This window comes from Mycobacterium sp. 2-64 (genome assembly GCF_035918375.1).
GTDB classification, from domain to species: Bacteria; Actinomycetota; Actinomycetes; order Mycobacteriales; family Mycobacteriaceae; genus Mycobacterium; species Mycobacterium intracellulare.
Map to the genome: position 1 here is coordinate 3,780,944 of NZ_CP142361.1, position 26,445 is coordinate 3,807,388.

Sequence of the window (26,445 nt, forward strand, 5' to 3'; positions counted from 1 at the left end):
AGGGTATCCGGCCGCAAAAGCCCGGGTGACGCGGGCCGATCTACCCGACGCGCTCGCCGCGCCGGGCGGTGCGCACCTTGCTGCGCCGCTCCTCGAGGATGGTGCCGAAGTTCTGCAGCAGCGCCGGTGCGCGCATCACGAGATGCTCGATGTGTTCTCGGTCGATTTCGAGCGCCGTGACCTCTTCGACCGCATACGCGCTGGCCAGGTTGGGTTGGCGGGTCAACGCCGTCAGTCCGAGGAACGCCCCCTCGGACAGGGTGCTGATGGGCACGACCGTCCCGTCGTCGGCGGTGGCGGTGAGCTGCACCCGGCCGGCCACCAGGAACGTCATCGCCGTGGGCACCTGTCCGGCGTCCTCCACGAGCTCGTCGGTGCCGTATCGGACGATTCGCGCCGAGGAGCGCAATGACCGCTGTTCTTCGGTGCTGAGCCGCAGCGCCGGCGCCACCACCTCGTGCAGCGCGTGCTCCACGCGTTCGACCGTCGAGAAGTCGTCATCGGCGTCGTCGAGGTGCAGATTCTCCCGTCGGGCGGCGTACCAGGCCCACCGCAGGAACGTGGCCGTCGCGGCGCCGGCGTCGGCGGGTGAGTCCAACCCGATCGTCGTGCGATACTCGCCGGCGCCCACGGGCACCGAGCGAGGCACGCTGCCGGGCTTGAGCTGTGGCAGCGCCCGGGCCACCCGCGACAGCACCGCGCACACCCGGTCGGGCGCGTCGGCGGCGGAGAAGGTCGTCGTGATCGCCACTTTGTGCGGCCCGGGCGGGCGACTGAGGTTGGTGAACGACGTGGTGGCCAGCGCCGCGTTCGGCATGATCCGGATTCCGCTGCCGGTGTCGATGTGTACGGCGCGCCAGTTCACCTCGACGACGCGTCCGCGCGCGGTGCCGGTGTCGAGCCAGTCGTCGATCCGGAACGGTTGCTCGAACAGCATGAACAGGCCCGAGACGATCTGCCCGACCGAGTTCTGCAGCATCAGACCGATGACGACCGACGTGACGCCCAACGCGGTGAACACCCCGCCGATCCGCACACCCCAGATGTACGACGACATCACCGCCAGGCCAACGCAGATCAGCGCTATGCGGGCCACGTCGATGAAGATGGTGGGAAGCCTTTTGCGCCAGCTCTTTTCGGGAGCCCGCTCGAACACGGTCGCGTTGAGCCCGGACAACAGCAGCACCACCACCAGCAGGCCGAACACGGTGGTGAGGATGCGCACCGGGATGTCGCCGGCCGGAATCCCCGAGGCCTGAACCAGGAGCAACAACAGCGCGGCGAGCGGCAGCAGGTAGTTGCGCAGCAATCCGACCTGCCGGGCCAGGGGGCTTTGCCTGCGCAGCAGCGCATCGTGTAGTTCGGTCAGCAGGATCATCCCGACCGGCAATCCGATCGCGATACCGACCGCCCAGTAGAACCATGACGAGCCGAAGATGTTCATCACCGCTCCAGCAACCGGTAGATGGCCTGATCGGTCCCGCCGACCGAAATCGTGCCCGCCGCAGTGAACTGCCGGACATCGCGCATCGCTTCGTACACCTGCGAGCTGACATAAATGCCGGCCTGCGGTGCGCCGCTGTGCATTTGGTAGGCCAGACTCACCGCGCCGCCCCACATGTCGTAGACCAGGCCGGAGCGGCCCACCAATCCGCTGACCACGTTGCCGGTGTTGACGCCGACGCGAAGGCCCAGCTGATGGCGGCTTTGGCTGTTGAACCGATCGATGATGCGGCCGATTTCGAGGGCGAAGTCCACGGCACGGTGGATGCTGTCCAGTCGCGGGGTGACGACCCCACAGCTGGCGAGATAACCGTTGTGGAACGTGCGGATCCGTTCGACACCAAGGGACTCTGCGGCCGAATCGAACTGCCGGAAAAGTTCGTCGACGGTGCCCACCAATTCGTCTTCCGGCATCTCGGTGAACATTTCGTCGAGGCCGACGATGTCGGCGTAGATGATGGCGACGTCCTGATGTTTTTGGGCGATGGTCTCCTCGCCCTCGCGATAACGCTGCAGCACCGACTCGGGCATCAGGGCCAGCATCAGGCGATCGTTCTCGCGGCGCTGCTCGTTGAGCAGCTCCTCCTTGATCGCGAGGTTGCGGCTCATCTCGTTGAAAGCCGCCGTGAGATCGCCGATTTCGTCGCGGGTGCGCACCGGGATGTTGATGTCGTAGTCGCCGGAGCTGATCTTTCGGGTTCCCTCCTCGAGGCGCCGGACCGGGCGCACCGCCGCCTGGGCGACGAACATCGAGGCCACACAGATGGCGAAAATCATTGCCGTGACTGCGATCACGAGGTTCTTGCTGAACCGGCCCAGCCGCGCAAAAGCGTCGGAGTTGTCGCGGGTCGCCAGGATCGACCAGTGCAGATCGGAGTTGGGGATGTCCAGCGGCGCGTAGGCTTCCAACTCTCGATTGCCCGTGTAGTCGGTGGCGCTCATGACGCCGGTTTCCCCGCGCTGCGCGGCGCGAAGACCCGCGGTCGGCACCGGCTGGACCAACGTGGTGCCCCCCAGCCGCAGGGCCCGGTCCACGACGTCGGGCGGGGTGCCGGCCTCGATGGCCTCGTGCCGGTATTGTTTCGGGTCTTCGATGAATACCCTTGAGTCGGAACGCATCAGGTCGTCGGGGCCGGCCAGGTAGGTCTCGGTGGCCGGACCCATCCCCGCGGCTTCCCAATGCTTGTTGGCGGTCATGATCGTGTTGATCTTCCCGATCGGCACCGGCAGGGCCATGACCCCTTCGAATTTGCCGTTCATGCCGACCGGCGACACCACCCACGCGGTGGGGGTGTCCAGTTGCGGCTGATACTGCTGAAAGTCGGTGATCCAGACGAAGTCGACATCGTTGGACGCCACGGCTTTTTGGTAGGCGCCACGCAGGTTGGATCCGCGATAGGGACCGGTGAGAATGTTGGTCCCCAGATCCGGACCCTTCATGACGCTGTAGACGACGTTGCCCTGCATGTCCAGCAGGAGCGCATCCCGGTAATCGAAACGCGTGACGATGCCGCGCAGGAAAAAGTCGAAGCGGGCGTTGGCGGCCGACCACGCGCTGCCGTCGCCGGCGTCCTCGGCGGGCGGCGAGTCGGCCGTCGGCCTGGGCGCCGCGGTGTAGTGCGCCTGAAGGTATTTCTGCGCGTTGGAACTCGGCAGCACCGCCTTGAGATCGATCGCGTTACCGGTGATCCGTTTGATCGGTTTGATCATGTCGTTTTCGTAGTAATTGACCAGGGTCTGTTCTTCGGCCGGCGTGATGTTCGCGTTGGCCAGTTGGGCGAAGGCGGTGCTGAGGTTCGCCGTCGCTTCGTTGATGCCGAAACCGCCACTTTGCACGATCAGCGAACTCGTCAGCTCCCTGAACAACGCCTGCACTGCCCGCTTCTGGGACTCGCGCATCTCGATGAGCCGTTCGGATTCGACTTCCCGCAATGCGGTGCGGCCGGACACGGCTCCGATGAGACCGATCACCGCGACGCCCAAAATGCTCGAGAGCAGCATGGTGATCAGGATTTTGGATTGGATGCCGAACCGGAAACGGCTGCGCGGCTGGCGCGTACGCGTGACGGGCTGGTGAGCCGGGCCGGGTTCGATGCGGGGTGCGGCATCGGTTAGCTCGCTGGTCGTCAATTGCCTGCCCCTTTTCTCGGGATCCAGCTCCTCACGCAGCAGACTAGCGCGCGCACGCCGAGATATTGATGCGTTTGCCGTGACGCGATTGGGCGTCAAAGCGCCGGTGCCCCACGTGTGCATCGCCATCGCGACGCTACTAACGTCGGGCCCCATGGCAGGGGTATGCGTAGTGGGCAGCGTGAACATCGATCTGTCGCTGGGCGTCGGCGCCCTCCCGCGGCCCGGCGAAACGGTGTTGGCGTCGTCGATGACACAAGCCCCCGGCGGCAAGGGCGGCAACCAGGCGGTGGCAGCCGCGCGCGCGGGCGCGCGCGTGCAGTTCGTCGGGGCCGTCGGCGACGACCCGGCCGCCGAGCAGTTGCGCGCCCACCTGCGGGCCAACGGTGTCGGGCTCGACGGGGCCGTGGAAATCCCCGGGCCCAGCGGCACCGCCGTCGTCGTCGTCGATGCCTACGCCGAGAACACCATCGTCGTGGCGCCGGGAGCCAACGGGCGGTTCACGCTGACCGATGACCGCGCGCGCGGCGTGGTCGCAGACTGCGATGTGATGTTGACCCAGCTGGAGATTCCGGTCGACACGGCGATCGCGGCGGCGCAACACGCCCGGTCGGCCGGAGCGGTCGTCGTCGTGAACGCCTCACCGGCCGGCCAGGATCCCGCTTCGCTGGGCGAGCTGGCGGCCGCCGCCGACGTGGTGATCACCAACGAAGAGGAGGCCAACGAATGGCCTTGGCGCCCAGCACACCTGGTGGTCACCCTGGGTTCGCGCGGCGCGCGCTACGCCGGCGCCGACGGCGAGTACTCGGTGCCCTCCCCCGCGGTGGACGCGGTGGACACCACCGGCGCCGGCGACGTGTTCGCCGGTGTGCTGGCCGCGAACTGGCCGCCCAATCCCGGCTCGGCGGGTGAGCGGCGACTCGCGCTACGCCGCGCCTGCGCGGCCGGCGCGCTGGCGACGCTGGTTCCCGGCGCCGGTGATTGCGCACCGGACGCCGAGGCGATCGACAAGGCGCTTCAGAACGCGTCCTAGCCGCTTTGCCCGCGGCGGCCGCGCCCTAGTCCTCGGGGATTTCGCGTTCGATCTCGTCGAGCCAGATGCGCGCGGACATGTCCGAGGGGGCGCGCCAGTCACCCCGCGGCGACAGCGCGCCGCCGTGCGACACCTTGGGCCCGTTGGGCAATGCCGAACGCTTGAACTGGCTGAACGAGTAGAACCGCTGCACGAATACCTGCAGCCAGTGCCGGATTTCCTTGAGCGAGTACGACGGACGCTTGTCTTCGGGAAATCCCGGCGGCCAGTTGCCTTGCTCGGGATCGCTCCACGCATGCCAGGCCAGAAACGCGATCTTTGACGGCCGGAATCCATACCGCAGCACGTGGAACAGTGAAAAGTCTTGCAGCGCAAACGGGCCGACTTTCGCCTCGCTGCTTTGCAGCTCTTCCTCTTCGCCGCTGGGAACCAGCTCAGGCGTGATCTCGGTGTCGAGCACGGACTGCAGCACCTCGCTGACCTTCGACTCGAACTGCTGCGAGGAAATCACCCAGCGGATCAGGTGCTGGATCAGCGTCTTGGGCACGCCGCCGTTGACGTTGTAGTGCGACATCTGGTCGCCGACACCGTAAGTCGACCAGCCCAGGCCCAGCTCGGACAGGTCGCCGGTGCCCAGCACGATGCCACCGCGCTGGTTGGCCAGCCGGAACAGGTAGTCGGCGCGCAAGCCGGCCTGGACGTTCTCGAAGGTGACGTCGTAAACCTTCTCACCGCGCGAGAACGGGTGATCGATCTCCTTGAGCATCAGCTGCGCGGTCTCGCGAATGTCGATCTCGGCGAACGTCACACCCAGGGCGCGGCACAGCTCGATCGCGTTGCGCTTGGTGCGGTCCCCGGTGGCGAAGCCCGGCAGGGTGAACGCCAGAATGTCGCTGCGCGGGCGTTGTTCGCGGTCCATCGCCCGCGCGGCGACGATCAACGCGTGCGTCGAGTCCAGCCCACCGGATATCCCGATGACGATCTTCGGGAAATCCAGCGCGCGCAAACGCTGTTCGAGGCCGGCTACCTGGATGTTGTAGCCCTCGAAGCAATCCTGTTCCAGCCGTTGCGGGTCGGCGGGCACGAAGGGGAACCGCTCGATCTCACGCCACAGCCCGATGTCGCCGCCAGGCGGGTCAAGCCGGAACTCGATGCGCCGGAACGACTCCGCCGTCGTCCGGTGGTGGCGCCGGTTGTCGTCGAACGTGCCCATCCGGAGCCGTTCCGAGCGAAGCAATTCGAGGTCGACGTCGGCGACGCTGCGCCGCTCCCCCATCGGAAAGCGCTCGGACATGGCCAGCAGGACACCGTTTTCGAACACCATGGTCTGCCCGTCCCAGGCCAGATCGGTCGTCGATTCGCCCGCGCCCGCAGCCGAATACACGTAGGCGGCCAGGCAACGAGAGGAGGCCGAACGAGCCAGCAGGCAGCGGTCCTCGGCGCGGCCGATGGTGATCGGGCTACCGGAAAGGTTGGCCAGCACCGTCGCACCCGCGAGCGCGGCCTCGGCGCTGGGCGGAATCGGCACGAACATGTCCTCGCAGATCTCCACGTGCAGCACGAGGCCGGGCACGTCGGAGGCGGCGAACAGCAGATCGGGACCGAACGGCGCCTCGACCCCCGCGAGCCGGATGGTGCCGCGCTCGTCGTCGCCGGGCGCGATCTGGCGGCGCTCGTAGAACTCCCGATAGGTGGGCAGGTACGACTTCGGCGCCACGCCGAGCACCTCGCCGCGGTGGATGACCACGGCGGCGTTGTAGATGCGGTGCCGGTGGCGGACGGGCGCGCCGACCACCAGGACCGGCAACAACTCGGCGGAGGCCGCGACGATGTCCGCGACGGCCCTGTCGACGTCGTCGAGCAACAGGTCCTGCAGGACGATGTCTTCAATGGAGTAACCGGACAGCGTCAGCTCCGGGAAAACGGCCAGCGCTACGCCGTCGTCGTGGCACTCCCGGGCCATCCGCAGGACCGCCTCGGCGTTCGCCGCGGGGTCACCGATGACGGTGTGATGCGTGCACGCGGCGACGCGGGCAAAGCCCTGGCTGTAAGCGTTGTAAAAGTCCATCGCCCTTCCATTGTCGCCTCGGGGGTGTCAACTCCTCGCCGCCGGGTATCCCCAACGCCATGAGCGACACTGCGGTCCTGGTCGTCGACATGATGAATACCTATCAACATCCCGACGCTGACGATCTAATACCCAATGTCGAGAAGATCATCGAGCCTTTGACCGATTTGGTCCGGCGGGCACGCACGTCCGACGAGGTCGACCTGATCTATGTCAACGACAATTACGGCGATTTCACCGCCGAGTTCTCCGGGATCGTCCGCTCGGCGCTCGACGGCGCGCGGCCCGATCTGGTGAAGCCGATCGCGCCCGCCGAAGGCAGCCGGCTGATGACCAAGGTCCGCCACAGCGCCTTTTATTCGACCGCGCTGGCGTACCTGCTGAGCCGGCTGGACACCAAGCGGTTGATCATCACCGGCCAGGTCACCGAGCAATGCATCCTGTACACGGCCCTGGACGCGTACGTGCGGCACTTCCCCGTCGTGATCCCGACCGATGCGGTCGCCCACATCGACGCCGACCTGGGCGCGGCGGCCTGCAAGATGATGGAGCAGAACATGTCCGCCGAGCTCACGACCGCGGCGGACTGCCTGGACCCGGCCTGATCCGTACCCTGGGCAGGTGACCGTCTCCCGCGCAGAATCCCCCGAGTTGGTCACGCTGCTGGCCGGGCGCCGGATCGCGGTGCTGACGGGCGCGGGCGTATCGACCGATTCCGGCATCCCCGACTACCGCGGGCCCGATTCCCCGCCCAGCAACCCCATGACCATCCAGCAGTTCACCGGTGACGCGGCGTTTCGGCAGCGGTACTGGGCGCGCAACCACGTCGGTTGGCGGCACATGGCCGACACGCTGCCCAACGCGGGACATCGGGCGCTGGCGGCGCTCGAGGACGCGTCGGTGGTCACCGGCGTCATCACCCAGAACGTCGACCTGCTGCACACCAAGGCCGGCAGCCGCAACGTCATCGACCTGCACGGCACCTACGCGCGGGTGATCTGCCTGAGCTGCGGCCACACCGTGAGCCGCGCGGCGCTGGCCGAGCAGCTGGAGGCGCTCAACCCCGGATTCATCGAGCGCGCCGAGGCGATCGGCGGGCTGGCGGTGGCTCCCGACGCCGACGCCGTCGTCGCCGATACCGCGTCGTTCCGCTATCTCGACTGCGTGCGCTGCGCCGGCATGCTCAAACCCGACATCGTCTATTTCGGCGACAGCGTTCCCAAAGACGTTGTGGCAGCAGCCTATAGGATGGTCGACGAGGCCGACGCGCTGCTGGTCGCGGGGTCGTCGCTGACGGTGTTCTCCGGTTATCGATTCGTGCGGCACGCGGCCGCCCTGGGCATCCCGGTCGCCATCATCAACCGCGGCAGCACCCGCGGCGACGACCTGGCCACGGTGAAGGTCGACGGCGGCTGCTCCGAACTGCTCGCGCTGCTCGCCGACGAGTTATCGCCGCTGACAACGCATTAGAAGGTGCACGGCATGCTGCGCACGGCGTGCACGAAGTTGCCCGCCAGGTACGTCGGCTCGCCCGCCTGGATGCCGGGCAGCTGACGAAACAGCTCGTGAAAGATGGCGCGCAGCTGCGCGCGGGCGACGTGCGCCCCGAGGCAGAAGTGCAGCCCGCCACCGCCGAAACCGACGTGCGGATTGGGGTCGCGCGCCAGGTTCAGGCGTTCGGGATGGTCGAACGCGTCGGTGTCCCAGTTGCCGGACGGGTAGAACATCACCACCTTCTCCCCCGCCAGAATGGTCTGACCGCCCAGCTCGATATCCGTTGCCGCCGTGCGGCGGAAGGTCATGACCGGGGTCGCCCACCGGATGAACTCCTCGACGGCGGTACCGATCCGGTTGTCGAAATCATGGAGAAGCCAAGCCTTTTCGTCGGGAAAATCGGTGAGCGCCTTCAGGGTGTGGCTGATGGTCTGGCGGGTGGTGTCGTTGCCCGCCACCGAGAGCAGCACGAAGAACGCGGCCACCTCCGCGTCTTCCAGGCGGTCCCCATCGACTTCGGCGGTGACCAGGCTGCTGATGAGGTCGTCGCCCGGGCGCTCGCGGCGTTCCGTGGCCAGGGTGCCGACGACCTGGTGAAGGTACAGCTGGTTCTCGACCAGGACTTCCATCGCCGGACGTCCGTTGAGGAATTCCGGGTCGGCCCAGGAGACCAGGGCGTCGGTGGCGTGCGCCATGCGCTCGCGCTCGGATTCCGGGATTCCCGTCATGTCCGAGAGGGTCCGGATGGGCAGCTCCTTGGCGCAGTGGTCGACGAAATCCGCACCGCTGCCGGCGGTCCGCAGTTCTTCGACGATGGTCTTGGCGTTGGCCTTGATCGAGTCTTCGATGCGGCGCACCTGCCGCGGGCTCAGCGCGGCGTGGGCCAGCTTGCGCAACTTGGTGTGCCGCGGCGGATCCATCGCCAAGAACGACTGCGACGCCTCGAGCAGCTCGACGGGAATGCTCTCGAACATCACCCCCTGGCCGGACAGGAAGGCGTCGTTGTTGCGGCTGACCGCGACGATGTCGGCGCGCCGGGTGACCGCCCAGAAGCCGGGATCGGTGGGATCGGGCATCAGCGAGTCTTCGACCGGAGGATGCCAACTGACCGGGCGCTCGGCGCGCAGCACGGCGAAGGAGCGTTCGCGATCCGCCGCCGTCGTGGACCAAAACGCCCGCGAGGACAGGTCGATCTCGTCGTAGGCGCGGCCGGACTTCTCGGCCCCGGGTGTACCCGTCATCACGGCCATGGCGCTGTCCCCTCCTGTATGACGCCGGTCACAAACTCCACGCGACGATATGCCTAGACAGTATGTCTAGTCAAGATGTCGAAAGCTCGGCTATGCTCGGCGCATGCCGTCGCTCACCCGCAAGCCGCCAGGCCATCGAAGCGTGAGGCGCGAGCAGCGGCGCGAGCAAATGGAGCGCCGGCTGCTCGACGCCACCGAACGGCTGATGCGCGACGGCGCGAGCTTCACCGAGCTCAGCGTGGATCGGCTCTCCGGCGAGGCGGGCATCTCCCGCGCCAGCTTCTACATCTACTTCGAGGACAAGGGCCATCTGCTTCGCCGGCTCGCGGGCCAGGTGTTCGGCGACCTGGCCGACGGCGCGCGGCGCTGGTGGACGGTGGCCGGGCGGCACGACCCCGACGACGTGCGCGCGGCGATGAGCAGCATCATCGCCATCTATCGACGGCACCAAGCGGTGCTGGTCGCGCTCAACGAGATGGCCGCCTATGACCCACTGACCGGGGAGGCGTATCGCGAACTGCTGACCGGCATCTCCGAACAGCTCACCCGGGTCATCGAAGAGGGCCAGGCCGACGGCTCGATCCGCCCCGAGCTGGCGGCGCTCACCACGGCCAGCGCGCTGACCTGGATGGTCGAGCGCGCCTGCCAGCAGAACCTGCCGGCGCAGCCGCCCGACTACGACGCCGAGCTGGCCACCACCCTGGCCGAGATCGTCTGGGGCGCACTGTATCTCAAGCCCGCCTCGGAGCATTGATCGCGTCGGTCCGGACCGCGCCGGGCTCTGCTACACCGCCACCAGATCGTCGGCGTGCACCGCGGGCCGGCGCAGCTCGCCGGGCAGCTCGCTGGTGGAGCGGCCCATCATGGTGAGCAGTTCCGTCGCGTCGTAGGCGACCACGCCACGGGCCACCATCGCCGCGTCCGGCCCGCGCAATTCGACGACGTCGCCGCCGAAGAACCGGCCGGACACCGCGGTGATCCCCGCGGGCAGCAGCGAGCGGCGCTGCCCGACGACCGCGCGCACCGCCCCCTCGTCGAGGGTCAGCGCGCCGGCGGCCTCGGCGGCGTAACGCACCCAGAACCGCCGCGCCGACATCCGGGCCGGCCGCGCGGCGAACACAGTGCCGACCGACGCGTCGGTGAGCGCGGTCGAGGCATCGGACGCCGCGGCCAGCAGCACCGGGACGCCGGCGTCGGCGGCCAGCAGCGCCGACGACATCTTCGAGGTCATGCCGCCGGTGCCCAAATCACTGCCGGGCCCGGCGATCACACCGACCAGATCCGCCGAACCCGATACCTCCGGGATGAACCGGGCGCCTTCGGTTTTGCGTGGATCGGAGTCGTACAGCCCGTCGATGTCGGACAACAACACCAGCGCCTCGGCGCCGACCAGGTGCGCCACCAGCGCCGAAAGCCGGTCGTTGTCGCCGAACCGGATCTCGTTGGTGGCCACCGTGTCGTTCTCGTTGACGATGGCCACCGCATGCAGGGCCCGCAGCCGATCCAGGGTGCGCTGAGCGTTGGTGTGCTGGGCGCGCATCGAAATGTCGTGCGCGCTCAGCAGCACCTGCCCGACCGTGCGGCCGTACCGGGCAAACGCGGCACTCCACGAATTCACCAGCGCGACCTGACCGACGCTGGCCGCGGCCTGCTTCGTCGCCAAATCCCGTGGGCGACGGGACAATCCGAGAGGTTCGATGCCGGCGGCGATGGCACCCGAGGACACGATGACGACGTCGGTGCCCGCCTTCATCCGCGTCTCGATCGCGTCGGCGAGACCGGCCAGCCGGCCGGCGTCGAATACGCCGGCTTCGGTGGTCAACGCGTTGGTGCCCACCTTGACCACCAGGCTGCGCGCGTTCCGGATGGCGTCGCGCTGCGGGGTCATGACTCCTCACCGCCGCCTCTGGTTCTGCGCCGCCCCTCCGCATCGCTGCGCTCTGCATCGTCGCCGGTGCGGCGCTGCCGCCGGGCGGCCTTGCGCTCCGCGGCCCCGACCCGCTCGCTGCGCTCGAGCCGCGCGTCGGTTCCCCTGCCCGACAACGTAACCTGCTGTCCCGCAGGCGTTTGCGGCTCCCAATCGAACGTCATGTCGCCGATGGTCACTTCGCACCCCGCGCGCGCACCCAGCCGCAGCAGTTCCTCCTCGACTCCGAGGCGCGCCAGGCGGTCGCCGAGATACCCCACGGCCTCGTCGTTGTCGAAGTTGGTCTGACGCACCCAGCGTTCGGGCCGCGCGCCGCTGACCACGAAGGCGCCCGGCTGCTGCGGATCCGGCTCGACGCGAAAGCCGCTGTCGTCGACGGGGATCGGACGGATCACCGGGCGGCGCGGCACGATCTCGGGTTGGGCGGCCTTGTATTCCGAGATCATCGTCCACAGCCCAAAGATCAATGGCTGCAGACCTTCTCGCGCGACGGTCGACACCAAGAACACCGGCCATCCGCGCTCGGCGATCTCGTCGTAAACGAATTCGGCGAGCTCGCGCGCCTCGGGGACGTCGATCTTGTTGAGCACCACCGCGCGGGGCCGGTCGGCGAGATCGCCCAGCGTCGCGTCCCCCCGCAGGGTGGGCGTATACGCGGCGAGTTCGGCCTCGAGCGCGTCGATATCGGAGATCGGGTCGCGGCCGGGCTCGGCGGTGGCGCAGTCGACGACGTGCACCAGCACGGCGCATCGCTCGATGTGCCGGAGGAAGTCCAGGCCCAGGCCGCGGCCCTGCGAGGCGCCGGGGATCAGGCCGGGAACGTCGGCGACGGTGAAGGTGTGCTCGCCGGCCGACACGACGCCGAGGTTGGGGACCAGCGTGGTGAAGGGGTAGTCGGCGATCTTGGGTTTGGCCGCCGAGATGGTGGACACCAGCGACGACTTGCCGGCCGACGGGAAGCCGATCAGGCCGGCGTCGGCGACGGTCTTGAGTTCCAGCGTCAGGTCGCGGGTCTCGCCCTGCTCACCCAGCAGCGCAAAACCGGGAGCCTTGCGCGCGCGGGAGGCGAGCGCGGCGTTGCCCAGGCCGCCGCGACCACCGGCGGCGGCTTCGAAGCGGGTGCCCGCGCCCACCAGGTCGGCCAGCAGCCGGCCGTTGTCGTCGAGGACGATGGTTCCGTCGGGGACTTTGACTTCCAGGTCGGCGCCGGCGGCGCCGTCGCGGTTGCTGCCCATCCCCTGCTTGCCCGACGGCGCGGTGACGTGGGGATGGAAATGGAAGTCGAGCAGGGTGTGGACCTGGGGATCGACGACGAAGACGATGCTGCCGCCGCGGCCGCCGTTGCCGCCGTCGGGGCCGCCGAGTGGCTTGAACTTCTCGCGATGGACCGAGGCGCAGCCGTTGCCCCCGGAACCGGCGCGCGCATGGATGACGACGCGGTCGACGAACCGAGGCATCGTGGGTCCTCTCACCCGTCTCGCTCGCCGAACGTGCGGCTACTGCGAGAATTGCCTCGAATTATCGCAGTGGGTGCACGCTCGCGGCGCTCAGTCGGTGGCTTGTCCGGCCGCGACGATGTTGACGGTCTTGCGGCCGCGCTTGATTCCGAATTCGACGGCGCCGGCTTCCTTGGCGAACAACGTGTCGTCGCCGCCGCGCCCGACACCAACGCCCGGGTGGAACTTGGTGCCGCGCTGACGAACGATGATCTCGCCGGCCTTGACGACCTGGCCGCCGAATCGCTTCACGCCCAGCCGCTGTGCGGCGGAATCGCGACCGTTGCGCGAGCTAGAAGCGCCCTTCTTGTGTGCCATGCCTTCGCCTTTACTACTTGATGCCGGTGACCTTCAGGACCGTCAGCTGCTGACGGTGGCCCTGACGCTTGTGGTAGCCGGTCTTGTTCCGGAACTTGTGGATGCGGATCTTGGGGCCCTTGGTGTGCTCGAGCACCTCGCCGGTGACCGCGACCTTGGCCAGCGCCGCCGCGTCGGTGGTCACCTTGGCGCCGTCCACCACCAGTGCGACCGGCAGCGACACATTCGAACCCGGCTCAGAGTCGAGCTTCTCGACCTTGACCACGTCCCCGACGGCGACCTTGTACTGCTTGCCGCCCGTCTTGACGATTGCGTAGGTCGCCATCGTTGCTCTGCTCCTTCTTCTAGCCGCTGCTCGGCGCGTCGCGCGCGAACCAGCCGCGGTGCACGTGGTGGGTCTGGGTTGCGGGCCTGCTCCGATTCCCCGGGAGTCCCGCTGCCGCCGGCCAAAGCTTAGTCGCCCGGCCTGACGACAACTGTCCAAGGGTACGTGACCAGCGGCTACAGGGTCAAACCGGACACGACCTGGCTGTCGGGGCTCAGTCCGCGTGGATCGGCGGCCCGGCGGGCCTGCCCGCCGCGCGTCGGCGCCGGGGGCGGCCCTGGGTTGGGCCGCCCTGGTCCGCCGTGGCCGAACCGCCGTCGTCATCGTCGGAATCGTCGGAGTCCTCGGTGTCCAGGTCGTCGTCGTCGTCGAGTTCGAGGTCCTCGTCGTCGTCGCCCAGGTCTTCCTCGTCATCGAGGTCGTCGTCATCCGAGTCGTCGTCCGAGTCGTCGTCGGAATCGTCGTCCGAGTCGTCGTCGGTGTCGTCGTCCGAGTCGTCGTCGGAATCGTCGTCCGAGTCGTCGTCGGTGTCGTCGAAGTCCTCTTGGTCGGTGTCGGAGACGTCCTCGTCGCGCCGCGCCTTCTTCTCGTCGAACTCGTCGCTGGTTTCCTCGGTGGCCTCGTCGGATTCGTCGTCCTCGGATGCCGTCTGCGTGGACGAGCCGGCCGCCATCGCTTTGAACATCGGGTGCTCGCCGGGCGAATGGACGGGCACCTTGGCCACGACCGGCTCCTCGGCCTTGTTCTTCTTGCGCCGGCCGCGCCGGCCCCCGGACTCGGACTTGCGGCCGTTCGACGGGGCCGAATCCACCGGGTCGGTGTGCAGCAGGATGCCGCGGCCGCCACAGTTCGGGCACGACGTCGAGAAGGCCTCGACCAGTCCGGTGCCCAACCGCTTGCGGGTCAGCTGCACCAAACCGAGCGACGTCACCTCGGACACCTGATGGCGGGTGCGGTCACGGGCCAGCGCCTCGGTGAGCCGGCGCAGCACCAGATCGCGGTTGGATTCCAGCACCATGTCGATGAAGTCGATGACGACGATGCCGCCGATGTCGCGCAGCCGCAGTTGGCGCACGATCTCCTCGGCCGCCTCGAGGTTGTTCTTGGTGACCGTCTGCTCGAGGTTCCCCCCGGAGCCAGTGAACTTGCCGGTGTTGACGTCGACCACCGTCATCGCCTCGGTCCGGTCGATCACCAGGGTGCCGCCCGAGGGCAGCCAGACCTTGCGGTCCATCGCCTTGGCCAGCTGCTCGTCGATGCGGTGCACGGCGAACACGTCCGGCCCGCTCGACCCGTCCGGCCCGGCGGGCGGCTCGTATTTGCTCAGCTTCGAAACAAGGTCGGGCGCAACGGAATTCACGTATTCGTTGATGGTGTTCCAGGCCTCGTCCCCGGAGACGACCAAGCCCGCGAAGTCTTCGTTGAACAGGTCGCGGATGACCTTGACCAGCACGTCGGGCTCTTCGTAGAGCGCCACGGCGGCCCCGGCGGCCTTCTCCTTGATCTCGATGGCCTTGGCCTCGATTTGCTTCCAGCGCTCCTGCAGGCGGGTGACGTCGTTGCGGATGTCGTCTTCCTTGACGCCCTCGGACGCGGTCCGGATGATCACCCCCGCGTCGGACGGCACCACCTCGCGCAGGATCTCCTTGAGGCGCTGGCGTTCGGTGTCGGGCAACTTTCGGCTGATCCCGGTCGACGACGCCCCCGGCACGTAGACCAGGTAGCGGCCCGCGAGCGACACCTGCGTGGTGAGCCGCGCCCCCTTGTGCCCGACCGGGTCCTTGCTGACCTGGACGACGACATAGTCGCCGGGCTTGAGCGCCTGTTCGATCTTGCGGTCGGACCCGCCGAGTCCGGCGGCCTCCCAGTTGACCTCGCCGGCGTAGAGCACGCCGTTGCGGCCGCGGCCGATGTCGACGAAGGCCGCCTCCATCGAGGGCAGCACGTTCTGCACGATGCCGAGGTAGATGTTGCCGACCAGGGACGCCGACGCGGCCGAGGTCACGAAGTGCTCAACGACGATGCCGTCCTCGAGGACGGCGATCTGGGTATACCGCGAACCCTGGTGTGGCGGCTCGCTGCGGACCCGGTCCCGGACGACCATGACGCGTTCGACGGCCTCGCGGCGGGCCAGGAATTCGGCCTCGGTCAGCACGGGGGAGCGGCGCCGCCCGGCGTCGCGGCCGTCGCGGCGTCGTTGGCGCTTGGCCTCCAGCCGAGTCGAGCCGTCGATGCCCTTGATCTCGTTGCTCGCGCTGCCGCCGTCGCCGCCGTTCTTGCCATTGCGGGGCGGCCGCTCGTGCACGACCGTGTTGGGCGGGTCGTCGGGTGAAGGCCCTTCGTCGTTGTCGTCGCCCGATCCGGATTTGCGGCGCCGGCGCCGGCGGCGGCGACGGCTGCCACCATCCGCCGAACCGTCGTCACCGCCCTCGGAGTCGTCGCCGTCGTCGGAGTCCTCGTCGTCGGCGTCGTCGGAATCGCCGGAGTCGGACTGGGCGCCCTTCTTGCCCCGGCCCTGCGGCTCGTCGTCGTCGTCGCCGTCGTTCTGGCCCTCGGGTCCGCCCTGCTCGCCGCGCCCGCGGCCGCGGCCCCGGCGGCCGCGACGGCGCCGCCGGTTCGACGGGCGGTCGACCTGCTCGTCGTCGTCGCCGTCGGAATCGTCGGAGTCGGCACCCTCGTCGGTGTCGGTGTCGGTGTCGGTGTCGGTGTCGGTGTCATCGTCGCTGTCCAGTGGCTGCGGCGCGACGAAGAGCGGCATGTAATGCGGCCGCTCGGCGGCGTTGTCGGGGGTTTCCAGCATCAGCCGGGATTCGGGTTCGCCGGCATCCACGACGGGTTCGGTGGCGGCGTCCGGGGATTCCTGGGCCTGGGCGGCCAGCAGGTCACGCACCCGCACCGCGTCGGCGCGGTCCACGGTGGAGTGTGCGCTGCGAATCCGCCCGTCCAGCTCGCTGAGCGCGTCCAGGACCCGTTTGCTGGTGGTTCCCAGCGTCCGGGCCAACGAATGGACCCTCAACCGGTCGGGCAGCTCCCCGGACCGGGCCGATTCTTCTGATGGGTCTGCAGTTGGTGCACCGTCTACCACGTATTCTCCTCAAGCCCCCGGGCGCGTCGTTGCGACGCGGCCACGCGAGGGCTTCGCTATGGGCCCGGGTCACTTCTCCCGGGCTTGTGATGGTCTCGCCCCGAGCGGCTCAGGTTAGAACCCACTCGGCGCCGTGCTGAATGACGGCCTGACATGCAGCGAACCAAGGCGACGGGGCTATGGTCGCGCTTGTCTAAGTCTTCATTCGGGTGTCTGACGCCGGTCCGGCGACGTTCACCCGACATCAGTATCCCACATCACGTCGGCGCCCAAGCCACACCTGATGCAGCCCGGTCGGACGAACCCCGGTCCGCAACGCGCCGCGGGGACGATCGTCGCAGCTCTAGGCGTCGGGAAACCAGAGCCCGATTTCTCGCTTGGCCGACTCGATCGAATCCGAGCCGTGCACCAGATTGAACTGCGTCTCGAGCCCGAAATCGCCCCGGATCGTGCCGGGGATCGCCTTCTCGACCGGGTCGGTACCGCCCGCGAGCTGCCGAAACGCCGCGATCGCGCGCGGTCCCTCCACGATGGCCGCGACCACCGGCCCCGAGGTGATGAATGCCAGCAACGACTCGAAGAAAGGCTTGCCCTCGTGTTCCGCGTAGTGCTGGGCGGCGAGGTCTTGGCTGACGTGCCGGAGTATCAGCGCGGCGAGGGTGAGGCCTTTTCGCTCGATCCGGCCGATGATCTCCCCCACCAGCTGTCGCTGGACGCCGTCCGGCTTGATCAGTACCAATGTCCGTTCGGTCACGGCGGACAGCGTACCGCCGGGCTACCCCTGCCTGCGCCGGACCTCGGCCCGGAAGTAGGCGATCAAGCCCCACAACCCGGTGAACAACACGCCGATGAACCCCACGCCGGGATACACGGCGAAGCCGGCGAGCAGGATCACCTGCACTCCGAGGTTGGCCCAGATGGCCCAGGGTTTGCGCTGCACCCCGCCCATCAGGATCAGCAGTACGGCCAGGCCGATCAGGTAGGCCAGCGACGCCGTCGTGAGGCCTCCGCCGACCGCGCCCACCACCGGGATCGCGAGCAGCACCACGATCGCTTCCAGAAACAGCGTGAGGGCCATCACCGCGCCGAAGCTGCGCCAGGGGTCGGGCCGGTTCTGGTCGGTCACTGCGGATCACGCCCGAACAGGGTGCGCGCCGCGCCGGCGGTGACGACCGAGCCGGTGATGACGATCCCGGTCCCGGAGAAGTCCTCGGCGTGGCCGTCGAGCGCGGCCCCCTCCACCTCGGAGTCGACCAGCGCGGTCGCGACGTCGATGGCGTCGCGCAGGTTCTCGGCGGTGCTCACCCGGTCGGGCCCGAACGTCTCGCGCGCCGCCAGGGCCAGCGATTCGACATCGACCGCCCGCGGGGACCCGTTGTGGGTGACCACGACGGCGTCGAACACCGGTTGCAGGGCGGCGAGGATGCCGTCGACGTCCTTGTCGGCCAGCACGCTGAGCACCCCTACCAGATAGCGGAAGTCGAATTCGCCCGCCAGCGTCTGCGCCAGCGCGGCGGCACCGGCGGGGTTGTGCGCGGCGTCGATGAACACAGTGGGCGCGCTGCGCATCCGCTCCAGCCGGCCCGGGCTGACGACGGCGGCGAAACCCGCGCGAACCGCCTCGACGTCGAGCTGACGCTGCGCGCCGGCGCCGAAGAAGGCCTCGACGGCGGCCAGCGCCAGGGCCGCATTGTGCGCCTGGTGTTCTCCGTGCAGCGGCAGGTAGACGTCGGAATACACCCCGCCCAGCCCCTGCAGCTGCAGCACCTGCCCGCCGATGGCGACCTGGCGGCCCAGCACGGCGAACTCCGAATCCTCGCGGGCCACCGCGGCGTCGGCTTGAACGGTTTGGGCCAACAACACTTCCATCGCCTCGGGCGCCTGACGCGCGATGACCGCCACGGTGTCGGGTGCGCCCTCGGGCGCCCGGGTGATGATGCCGGCCTTCTCCCCCGCGATGCCGGCGAGGTCGTCGCCCAGGTAGTCGACGTGGTCGAGGGCGATCGGGGTGATGGCCGCCACCGGGGCGTTGATCACGTTGGTGGCGTCCCAGCGCCCACCCATCCCCACCTCGACCACGGCGACGTCGACGGGGGCGTCGGCGAACGCGGCGAACGCCATCGCGGTCAGCACCTCGAACTTGCTCATCGCGGGCCCGCCGGCGGCCTGCGATTGCGCGTCGACCATCTGCACGAACGGCTCGATCTCGCGGTAGGTCGCCACGTACTGCGCGGGGCTGATCGGCTTGGCATCGATCGAGATGCGTTCCACCGCCGATTGCAGGTGCGGGCTGGTGGTGCGCCCGGTGCGCCGGTGCAGCGCGGTGATCAGCGCGTCGATCATCCGGGCCACCGAGGTCTTGCCGTTGGTGCCCGCGACGTGGATCGACGGGTAGGCCAATTGCGGTGAACCCAGCAGGTCCATCAGCGCGCTGATCCGGGTCAGGCTCGGCTCGATCTTGGTTTCGGGCCAGCGCTGGTCCAGCAGGTGCTCGACCTGCAACAGGGCAGCGATCTCGTCCGGGGTCGGGTCCGGGGTGGGAACCGCGCCGGGAACTTCGGGGTCCTCGGCCCACTCGGGCGGCTCGGTCATTGCAGCCCGGCTAGCCGCGCGTTGATCCGCTCGGTTTCCTCCTGGGCCAGGCGTTGACGGTCCCGGATCTTGTCGACGACGTTTTGGGGGGCCTTGCCCAGGAAGTCCTCGTTGGCCAATTTGGCGGTGGTCGACGCCAGCTCCTTGTGGGCCGCGGCCAGATCCTTTTCCAGCCGGCGACGCTCGGCGGCGACGTCGATGGTGCCCGAGGTGTCCAGTTCGACGACGACGGTGCCGCCGCTCAGCCTGACTTCCACCGACGCCGACGGGCGGAATTCCGGCCCGGCGGCCGTCAGCCACGCCAGCGACGTCACCGCGCTCACCTGGGTGCCCAGATCGGCTCCCTCGACGCCCGTCATCCGGGCCGGCACCTTCTGGCGGTCCGCCAGCCCCTGATCGCTGCGGAACCGGCGCACCTCGGTCACCAGCTTCTGCATGTCGGTAACGCGTTGCGCGGCAACCTGATCCAGGGCTATCCCGGACGGCTGCGGCCAGTCGGCGATCACCAGGGTCTCGTTGTGGGTCAGCGCCTGCCAGAGGGCCTCGGTGATGAACGGGATCACCGGGTGCAGCAGCCGCAGCAGGGTGTCCAGCGTCGCCGCCAGCACCGCCGTCGTGTGCGCGACCCCCTCGGCCAGTTGCGTCTTGGCCAATTCCACGTACCAGTCGCAGAATTCGTCCCAGGCGAAGTGGTAGAGCGCTTCGCAGGCGCGGCTGAACTCGTAGTTGTCGAACGCCGAATCGACTTCCGCGCGAACCTCTTCCAGTCGCCCGAGGATCCATCGGTCGGCGTCGGTGAGTTCGGCCGGCGGGGGCAGGGGCGCCAGCTGCGCGCCGTTGAGCAGCGCGAAGCGGGTGGCGTTGAACAGCTTGGTGCAGAAATTGCGCGACGCCCGGACGTGGTCCTCGCCGATCGCCAGGTCACCGCCCGGGCTGGCGCCGCGGGCCAGCGTGAACCGCAGGGCGTCGGCGCCGAAGAGTTCCACCCAGTCCAGCGGGTCGATGACGTTGCCCTTGGACTTGCTCATCTTGCGCCCGGATTCGTCGCGGATCAGCCCGTGCAGGAAGACATCGGTGAACGGCACCTGCGGGCCGCGGCGACCGTCCAGGGTGATGGCGTCGTCGTCGCCGACGAACGTGCCGAACATCATCATCCGGGCCACCCAGAAGAACAAGATGTCGTAGCCGGTAACCAGAACGCTTGTGGGGTAGAACTTTTCGAGCTCGGGGGTCTTGTCCGGCCAGCCCAGGGTGGAAAACGGCCACAGCGCCGAGGAGAACCAGGTGTCCAGCACGTCGGGGTCCTGTTCCCAGCCTTCCGGCGGCGTCTCGTCGGGACCCACGCACACCTGCTCCCCGTTGGGCCCGTACCAGATCGGGATGCGGTGGCCCCACCACAGCTGCCGCGAGATCGTCCAATCGCGCATGTCGTCGACCCAGGCGAACCAACGCGGCTCCAGGCTTGCGGGGTGAATCACGGTGTCGCCGTTGCGCACCGCGTCGCCGGCCGCCTTGGCCAGCGACTCGACGCGGACAAACCACTGCAGCGACAGCCGCGGTTCGATCGGTTCACCGCTACGCTCGGAGTGCCCGACGCTGTGCAGGTATGGTCGCTTCTCCTCGACGACGCGGCCCTCGGCGGCCAGCGCCTCGCGGACCGCGACGCGGGCCTCGAAGCGGTCCATCCCGTCGAATTGCGTTCCGGTATCGACGATTCGGCCCTTGGTGTCCAGGATCGAGATCATCGGCAACCCGTGCCGCAGCCCGATCTCGAAGTCGTTCGGGTCGTGTGCGGGCGTGACTTTGACTGCGCCGGTACCGAATTCGGGGTCCACGTGCTCGTCGGCGACGACGACCAGCTCACGGTCGACGAAGGGATGCGCCAGTGTGGTGCCGACCAGGTGGCGGTATCGCGCGTCGTCGGGGTGCACGGCGATCGCGGTGTCGCCGAGCATCGTCTCGACCCGGGTGGTCGCGACCACGATGTGCGGCTGCGAGTCGTCGAGCGAGCCGTAGCGGAACGACACCAGCTCGCCCTCGACGTCGAGGTAGTCGACCTCGATGTCGGAAATCGCGGTCTGAAGCACCGGCGACCAGTTGACCAGCCGCTCGGCCCGATAGATCAGCCCGGCGTCGTAGAGCCGCTTGAAGATGGTGCGGACGGCCCGCGACAGGCCCTCGTCCATGGTGAACCGGTCGCGGCTCCAGTCGACCCCGTCGCCGAGCCGGCGCATCTGGCCGCCGATGGCGCCGCCGGACTCGCGCTTCCAGTCCCAGACCTTCTCGACGAACAGCTCCCGGCCGAAGTCCTCCTTGGTCTTGCCGTCGACCGCGAGCTGCTTTTCCACCACGCTCTGGGTGGCGATGCCGGCGTGGTCCATTCCCGGCTGCCACAACACCTCATATCCCTGCATCCGCTTTCGGCGGGTCAGGGCGTCCATCATGGTGTGTTCGAGCGCGTGACCCATGTGCAGGCTGCCGGTCACGTTCGGGGGCGGCAACACGATCGAGTAGCCGGGCTTGGCGCTGGCCGGGTCCGCCGCGAAGTATCCGGCGTCGACCCACTTCTGGTAGATCGCGCCCTCGGCCGCAGCGGGATCCCACGACTTGGGCAGGTCGGTGGCGGGGCTGGGGCTGGCGGTCACCCGTCAATTCTAGGGAGCGCCGTTTACCCTCGTGTAAGTGCCCGAACCGTGAGCCGGGTCACCCCGCGAGCCGTTCAACCTGCAAGGACACACCCGCGGCGGGGAACCGGTCCAGCAGCGCGTCGCCCATCGCGGCGGCGGGCGTGAGGACGCCGTGCAGGTCCGGGAGCTTGTCACGGTCGAATGCCAGCGCCATGCCGCACTCCCCCAGCAGCACCGACGTCGCCTTGTAGCCCGGGTCGCCGCGCTGTTCCATGCGCGCCACGTAGCGGGCCCCGGTGCTGGTGGTGGTGTAGGTCTCGATGCGGTAGTAGCCGCGCTCGCGGGCGGACTCGCTCGGGCCGGTGCCCGGTTTGGGCACGATGCGCTCCACCAGCCGGCGCGGCAGGAGCCGGAAATAGCGGCTGCCCAACCCGAAGGTCGCGGCGCCCACCCCGCCGACCACGGCGGAGGCCACCGGCGCGATCGGCGACGAGCCCAGGCTCATGCTTTCGCTGTAGCGCAGCTGGCGGCCGTAGGCCCAGTCCAGCAGTGCGTTGCTGCGCCGCACGATCCGGGTGTTGTAGGGCGCCATGACGAAGCCCGCGGTCCACAGCCCGCTCAGTTCCGGCGCGATCCGACGACCGCGACGCCAGGGCAGGTCGGGCTGCGGACCGATGTCGGGTTCGGCGCCGCGGTCGCTGCTGAGCGTGTACGGGTCGGCGAGTTGGCGGCGGGCCTCGGGATCGCGGGACGCGGTGTCGAGCACCTCCAGCATCGACGCGACGGTGCCGCCGGACACCCCGCCCGAGAAGGAACGGACCACCAGGTCGGTGTCGGCGAGCTCGCCGGCGCCGTCGTCGCGCGCCGCGCGGTACAGCGCATACACACTGAGGTCCGAAGGCACGGAATCGAATCCGCACGCGTGCACGATGCGGGCGCCGGTATCCGCGGCCTGCTTGTGGAATTGGTCGATGCTGTCGCGGACGAACATCGCCTCCCCGGTCAGGTCGGCGTAGTCGGTGCCCGCCGCGGCGCAGGCGGCCACCAGCGGCAGCCCGTAGCGCGTGTAGGGCCCGACCGTGGTGATGACGACCTGGGTGCGCGCCGCCATCTCGTTCAGCGTCGAGGGCGATGAGGCGTCCGCGTTCAGGACGGGCCACGACCGCGCGGTTTCGCTCAGCGTGTCGCGGACGGCGCGCAGCCGGTCGGGCGACCGGCCGGCCAGGGCGATCCGTTTGTCCGGTGCCGAGCGGGCCAGGTAGTCGGCGGTGAGCTTCCCGACGAAGCCGGTCGCCCCGTACAGCACAATGTCGAATTCGCGCGGCGTTGCGGTCACGGGCCCGACGCTACCCGACTACGGGGGTGGCGACCGCTGGAGACAAGGAGTGCCGGGCACGGGGCCCGGCACTCCTTATATGTGCGGCTTATATGTATGCCAGAAGCCGTCGGTCAGCCGCGGCGTCCGCACACCGGCCAGGCGCCGATGCCCTGAGAATGCAGCACGTTCTCGGCGACGCGGATCTGCTCCTCGCGGCTCGCGCCGGACGGGGAACCGCTACCGCCGTTCGCGCGCCAGGTGCTGGGCGTGAACTGCAGGCCGCCCGCGTAGCCGTTGCCGGTGCTGATGCTCCAGTTACCGCCCGACTCGCACTGCGCGATGGCGTCCCAGTTGACGCTGTACGCCCTGACGGGCGGGGGCGGCGGGACGTCCGGGCCAGGAGGCGGCGGAACGTTCGGGTCGAAGCCCACGGGCGCCGGCGGGGCATCCGGAGCCGGAGGGGCATCCGGAGCCGGGGGCGGAGGCGCGTCCGGGGCCGGGGGCAGGGCTTCCGGGGCCGGAGGCGCGTCTGGCGCCGGGGCGTCCGGCGCGGGGGCGTCCGGGGCGGCAGCAGGAATGTTCGGGTCGAAGCTCACCGCTTCGTCTGCGTGGGCGGTGGCCGACGGGATGGTCACGAGCGTGCCCGTGACCGCGGCAAGCATGAGCGTCTTACGGACGTTCTGCAATATCTTTCCTTTCGCTGCGCGCGCGCCAAAGCAAGCCCACGCAGGTGGGCTGAAGGTGTTGGCTTGAATGCCTGCTTTGGAACGTGCCGTCTGGGTCAGGCACGACAGCGGCGGGCCAGGTATGCCCGGCGGGTTGTCACCCGCCGACCACGGTTGGGCTCTCGCCGTCCGTGGCGCCGCTCACACGCGGGTCCGTGGATTCAGTTTTGTTGATTACTTTTCCGTAACCCGTTGCGGGCTAACAGGGACCGTAGAGAACGCCGGCGCGTTCGTCATCTTCGGAAATCGCAGATCTCGTTTCGATAACGACGCGATCACGCGGTGATAGCAGGCCCATTCACGCAGGTCACGGTCGGATTTTCGGCGCGGGCGCGTCGGCCGGATCCGCAAACAAATGGTGAGCCTAATCACGCGTATTTTGTGAGCTGGCGCACGATTATTCGGGTCGATATTGCCGATTCGCCGCAGTGACAACGCATCTGCCGTCCCCGTCGGAAGGGGGCGTAGCGTACCGCATGCCGGCACCGCTTCTCACGTCGCCACGGGGGAAAGGCAAGAAAAAGTCCAGAGCCGCCGAATTGCGGTGTCTTACAGAGATATTCGTCCGTCACAGTCCCACCCAGCCGAGTCGGTCGGTCAGACCTCGTGGATTGCGCCTTCTGGCAATAACTTTCGCTAAACGTGTTCAGCGACAAAATTTTTCAGGAATGGAGGCGACGTTGCCGCAGGCCGGGATCGCCTGGGGCGGATGCACCCGGACGACGTCAAGACGGCCGCGGGCATTTCCGCGAGGAATCCTCAAATCGACACTGCCCCAACGGATCACGACGGCTTACAGACCGGCGCAGCGGACGGCGTCAGGCCTGCAGCTGCGCCAGAGCGCGCAGGTCACTCTCCGAGTTGACGTTGGCCAGGAAACGCGATTCCGGCAGCACGATCTGCTGGGCGTCGGAGGCGTCGATCAAGGCACGCATCGAGCGGGCACCGGCGGCGACCAGGCCGTCGATCCGCTCGGCCAGATCGGTGCGATACACCGCGGCGAGGTAGTGACTGCGGCCGTCCCACGGCAGCACGATTTCGGCGTTGGTCTCGGTGGCCAGCCCGATCAGGTCGTCGATCAAACTCGCTGACAGCAGCGGCATGTCGACGGCGCAGACGAAGGCGAAGCGTGCGCCCGTTTCCGCCGCGGCGCGCAGGCCGCCCCCGGTCGCCGGCAGTGGCCCCTGGCCGCGCACCTCGTCGCGAAGCACGCGCGCCGGCACCTCGGGCAGCGGTTGCCCCGGCGCGGCCATCACGAAGATCGGCTCGCAGCGCTGGGAGACCACCCCGACCACGTGCTCGAGCAGCGTGGCGGCCCCGCCGGGACCCGGCAGAGTCGCCTTGTCGCGGCCCATTCGCCGCGATTCGCCACCGGCCAGCACTATTCCAGCCAGGGACACTGTGGTGTCCGGCACCCGCTCGGCCACGTCAGTCGACGGTCCAGGTGTCGCGGCCCCGCAGCAGCGACTGCAGTGCCGCGGAGTCGAACGGCTTCGCCGACTGGGCCGCCTGAATCTGCGAGCGTGCCGCGTCGTCGTAGGTGGGCCGGTTGATGTTGCGGAAGATGCCCAGCACCGTGTGCTCGAGGTTCTGATCCGACAGCCGCGACAGGGCGAACGCGTAGGCCGAGTTGTCGCTGTGCGCGTCGTGCACCACGATCTCGTCGACGGAGACGTCGGCGGTCTTGGCCACCTCCAGGCCGAAGCCTGACTTCACCACGCAGTATTCGCCGTTGGCGCCGAACACAATTGGCTCGCCGTGACGGACGTTGATGACCCGCTCCTCGGCGCCTTCCTTGCGCAGCGCGTCGAAGGAGCCGTCGTTGAAGATCGGGCAGTCCTGCAGGATCTCGACGACGGCGGCGCCCCGGTGCCCGGCGGCGGCGCGCAGCACCTCGGTCAGGCCGTTGCGGTCGGAGTCCAGCGCGCGGCCCACGAAGGTCGCCTCGGCTCCCAGGGCCAGCGACACCGGGTTGAACGGGTGGTCCAGCGACCCCATCGGGGTCGACTTCGTGACCTTGCCGACCTCCGAGGTGGGCGAGTACTGCCCCTTGGTCAGCCCGTAGATCCGGTTGTTGAACAGCAGGATGGTGATGTTGACGTTGCGGCGCAGCGCGTGGATCAGGTGGTTACCGCCGATCGACAGGGCGTCGCCGTCGCCCGTGACCACCCACACCGACAGGTCCTCGCGGGCCAGCGCCAGGCCGGTGGCGATGGCGGGTGCACGGCCGTGGATCGAGTGGAATCCGTAGGTCTCGAGGTAGTAGGGGAAGCGGCTCGAGCAGCCGATGCCGCTGATGAACACGATGTTCTCGCGGCGCAACCCGAGGTCCGGCAGGAAGTTGCGGATGGTGTTGAGGATGACGTAGTCCCCGCAGCCCGGGCACCAACGCACCTCCTGGTCGCTGGTGAAGTCCTTGGACTTCTGGGGCTGGTCCTCGGCGGACAAGGTGGGGACCCCGTCGTTCTTGGTCAACTTCGGGGTCACACCGAGGTCTTTGCCCGCCAGATTGCCGATCAGGTCAGTCACGAGCGCCGCTCCTCCTCATCGCTTC

General features: G+C 68.5%; 21 protein-coding genes. 4 read left to right on the top strand and 17 right to left on the bottom strand.

The window, feature by feature from the left end:
• Positions 1-40 precede the first annotated feature (40 nt).
• Together QGN31_RS17610 and QGN31_RS17615 are read right to left on the bottom strand one after the other, a co-directional pair.
• Positions 41-1,444, bottom strand: a complete 1,404-nt coding sequence (locus QGN31_RS17610; RefSeq protein WP_009953582.1) for a mechanosensitive ion channel domain-containing protein — start codon at positions 1,442-1,444, stop codon at positions 41-43.
• The gene (locus QGN31_RS17615) at positions 1,444-3,633 is read right to left on the bottom strand and encodes an adenylate/guanylate cyclase domain-containing protein (RefSeq protein ID WP_008255227.1); all 2,190 of its coding nucleotides are present in this window, start codon (positions 3,631-3,633) and stop codon (positions 1,444-1,446) included. Before QGN31_RS17615 ends, QGN31_RS17610 begins: the two co-directional genes overlap by 1 nt.
• A 154-nt stretch (positions 3,634-3,787) precedes the next feature.
• Between QGN31_RS17615 and QGN31_RS17620 the strand changes: the two genes are divergently transcribed.
• Positions 3,788-4,666, top strand: a complete 879-nt coding sequence (locus QGN31_RS17620) for a ribokinase (RefSeq protein ID WP_083863041.1) — start codon at positions 3,788-3,790, stop codon at positions 4,664-4,666.
• A 25-nt stretch (positions 4,667-4,691) separates the two neighbouring features.
• Here the strand turns inward: QGN31_RS17620 and QGN31_RS17625 are convergent, their stop codons facing one another.
• Positions 4,692-6,734 (bottom strand): NAD(+) synthase, encoded by a 2,043-nt coding sequence (locus tag QGN31_RS17625; RefSeq protein ID WP_014941621.1) that lies wholly within the window; start codon positions 6,732-6,734, stop codon positions 4,692-4,694.
• Positions 6,735-6,793: 59 nt separating this feature from the next.
• Between QGN31_RS17625 and QGN31_RS17630 the strand changes: the two genes are divergently transcribed.
• A complete protein-coding gene (locus QGN31_RS17630; protein ID WP_008255223.1) occupies positions 6,794-7,339 on the top strand; it encodes a cysteine hydrolase family protein in 546 nt (181 codons plus the stop codon).
• 16 nt (positions 7,340-7,355) lie between these two features.
• The gene (locus tag QGN31_RS17635; RefSeq protein ID WP_014379682.1) at positions 7,356-8,204 is read left to right on the top strand and encodes an NAD-dependent protein deacetylase; all 849 of its coding nucleotides are present in this window, start codon (positions 7,356-7,358) and stop codon (positions 8,202-8,204) included.
• Here the strand turns inward: QGN31_RS17635 and QGN31_RS17640 are convergent.
• Positions 8,201-9,478, bottom strand: a complete 1,278-nt coding sequence (locus QGN31_RS17640; protein ID WP_014384176.1) for a cytochrome P450 — start codon at positions 9,476-9,478, stop codon at positions 8,201-8,203. The genes QGN31_RS17635 and QGN31_RS17640 overlap by 4 nt on opposite strands.
• A gap of 103 nt (positions 9,479-9,581) precedes the next feature.
• Between QGN31_RS17640 and QGN31_RS17645 the strand changes: the two genes are divergently transcribed.
• The gene (locus tag QGN31_RS17645) at positions 9,582-10,232 is read left to right on the top strand and encodes a TetR/AcrR family transcriptional regulator (protein ID WP_043954660.1); all 651 of its coding nucleotides are present in this window, start codon (positions 9,582-9,584) and stop codon (positions 10,230-10,232) included.
• 30 nt (positions 10,233-10,262) lie between these two features.
• On the opposite strand, the gene proB is transcribed toward QGN31_RS17645, so the two are convergent.
• The 13 genes from proB to QGN31_RS17710 form a co-directional block, all read right to left on the bottom strand.
• On the bottom strand, positions 10,263-11,366 hold the full coding sequence (proB, locus tag QGN31_RS17650; RefSeq protein WP_014384174.1) for a glutamate 5-kinase: 1,104 nt from the start codon (positions 11,364-11,366) through the stop codon (positions 10,263-10,265).
• On the bottom strand, positions 11,363-12,862 hold the full coding sequence (gene obgE, locus QGN31_RS17655) for a GTPase ObgE (RefSeq protein ID WP_014384173.1): 1,500 nt from the start codon (positions 12,860-12,862) through the stop codon (positions 11,363-11,365). Before obgE ends, proB begins: the two co-directional genes overlap by 4 nt.
• 90 nt (positions 12,863-12,952) lie before the next feature.
• Entirely contained in the window at positions 12,953-13,219 is a 267-nt protein-coding gene (rpmA, locus tag QGN31_RS17660; protein WP_008255217.1) for a 50S ribosomal protein L27, read from the bottom strand.
• 13 nt (positions 13,220-13,232) lie between these two features.
• Positions 13,233-13,544, bottom strand: a complete 312-nt coding sequence (gene rplU / locus QGN31_RS17665; RefSeq protein ID WP_009953572.1) for a 50S ribosomal protein L21 — start codon at positions 13,542-13,544, stop codon at positions 13,233-13,235.
• 214 nt (positions 13,545-13,758) lie between these two features.
• Positions 13,759-16,629, bottom strand: coding sequence for an Rne/Rng family ribonuclease (locus QGN31_RS17670; RefSeq protein WP_083862991.1), 2,871 nt, complete (start codon positions 16,627-16,629; stop codon positions 13,759-13,761).
• Positions 16,630-16,972: 343 nt separating this feature from the next.
• Complete coding sequence (gene ndk, locus QGN31_RS17675) at positions 16,973-17,383, bottom strand: nucleoside-diphosphate kinase (protein ID WP_014382181.1); 411 nt, start codon at positions 17,381-17,383, stop codon at positions 16,973-16,975.
• A gap of 21 nt (positions 17,384-17,404) precedes the next feature.
• Positions 17,405-17,707: a DUF4233 domain-containing protein gene (locus QGN31_RS17680; RefSeq protein ID WP_263645441.1), complete on the bottom strand. Its 303-nt coding sequence runs from the start codon at positions 17,705-17,707 to the stop codon at positions 17,405-17,407.
• Between the two features lie 44 nt (positions 17,708-17,751).
• Positions 17,752-19,221, bottom strand: a complete 1,470-nt coding sequence (gene folC, locus QGN31_RS17685) for a bifunctional tetrahydrofolate synthase/dihydrofolate synthase (RefSeq protein ID WP_009955948.1) — start codon at positions 19,219-19,221, stop codon at positions 17,752-17,754.
• A complete protein-coding gene (locus tag QGN31_RS17690) occupies positions 19,218-21,866 on the bottom strand; it encodes a valine--tRNA ligase (RefSeq protein WP_014384170.1) in 2,649 nt (882 codons plus the stop codon). The genes folC and QGN31_RS17690 overlap by 4 nt, the downstream gene beginning before the upstream one ends.
• Before the next feature lie 58 nt (positions 21,867-21,924).
• Positions 21,925-23,184 carry a saccharopine dehydrogenase family protein gene (locus QGN31_RS17695; protein ID WP_009955950.1) on the bottom strand — a complete coding sequence of 420 codons (1,260 nt, stop codon included), beginning with the start codon at positions 23,182-23,184 and terminating at the stop codon, positions 21,925-21,927.
• 113 nt (positions 23,185-23,297) lie between these two features.
• Positions 23,298-23,852: a transglycosylase family protein gene (locus QGN31_RS17700; RefSeq protein WP_026071537.1), complete on the bottom strand. Its 555-nt coding sequence runs from the start codon at positions 23,850-23,852 to the stop codon at positions 23,298-23,300.
• Positions 23,853-24,709: 857 nt separating this feature from the next.
• Positions 24,710-25,318, bottom strand: a complete 609-nt coding sequence (gene mobA / locus QGN31_RS17705) for a molybdenum cofactor guanylyltransferase (protein ID WP_009955455.1) — start codon at positions 25,316-25,318, stop codon at positions 24,710-24,712.
• A gap of 1 nt (position 25,319) precedes the next feature.
• The gene (locus QGN31_RS17710; protein ID WP_014379675.1) at positions 25,320-26,420 is read right to left on the bottom strand and encodes a 2-oxoacid:ferredoxin oxidoreductase subunit beta; all 1,101 of its coding nucleotides are present in this window, start codon (positions 26,418-26,420) and stop codon (positions 25,320-25,322) included.
• Positions 26,421-26,445: the final 25 nt, after the last annotated feature.

Bases quoted from the DNA above. Each gene is read 5' to 3' on its own strand.
- QGN31_RS17610 (WP_009953582.1), bottom strand. From the start codon at position 1,444: ATGAACATCTTCGGCTCGTCATGGTTCTACTGGGCGGTCGGTATCGCG.
- QGN31_RS17620 (WP_083863041.1), top strand. From the start codon at position 3,788: ATGGCAGGGGTATGCGTAGTGGGCAGCGTGAACATCGATCTGTCGCTG.
- QGN31_RS17625 (WP_014941621.1), bottom strand. From the start codon at position 6,734: ATGGACTTTTACAACGCTTACAGCCAGGGCTTTGCCCGCGTCGCCGCG.
- QGN31_RS17630 (WP_008255223.1), top strand. From the start codon at position 6,794: ATGAGCGACACTGCGGTCCTGGTCGTCGACATGATGAATACCTATCAA.
- QGN31_RS17640 (WP_014384176.1), bottom strand. From the start codon at position 9,478: ATGGCCGTGATGACGGGTACACCCGGGGCCGAGAAGTCCGGCCGCGCC.
- QGN31_RS17645 (WP_043954660.1), top strand. From the start codon at position 9,582: ATGCCGTCGCTCACCCGCAAGCCGCCAGGCCATCGAAGCGTGAGGCGC.
- proB (WP_014384174.1), bottom strand. From the start codon at position 11,366: ATGACCCCGCAGCGCGACGCCATCCGGAACGCGCGCAGCCTGGTGGTC.
- obgE (WP_014384173.1), bottom strand. From the start codon at position 12,862: ATGCCTCGGTTCGTCGACCGCGTCGTCATCCATGCGCGCGCCGGTTCC.
- rpmA (WP_008255217.1), bottom strand. From the start codon at position 13,219: ATGGCACACAAGAAGGGCGCTTCTAGCTCGCGCAACGGTCGCGATTCC.
- rplU (WP_009953572.1), bottom strand. From the start codon at position 13,544: ATGGCGACCTACGCAATCGTCAAGACGGGCGGCAAGCAGTACAAGGTC.
- QGN31_RS17680 (WP_263645441.1), bottom strand. From the start codon at position 17,707: ATGGCCCTCACGCTGTTTCTGGAAGCGATCGTGGTGCTGCTCGCGATC.
- folC (WP_009955948.1), bottom strand. From the start codon at position 19,221: ATGACCGAGCCGCCCGAGTGGGCCGAGGACCCCGAAGTTCCCGGCGCG.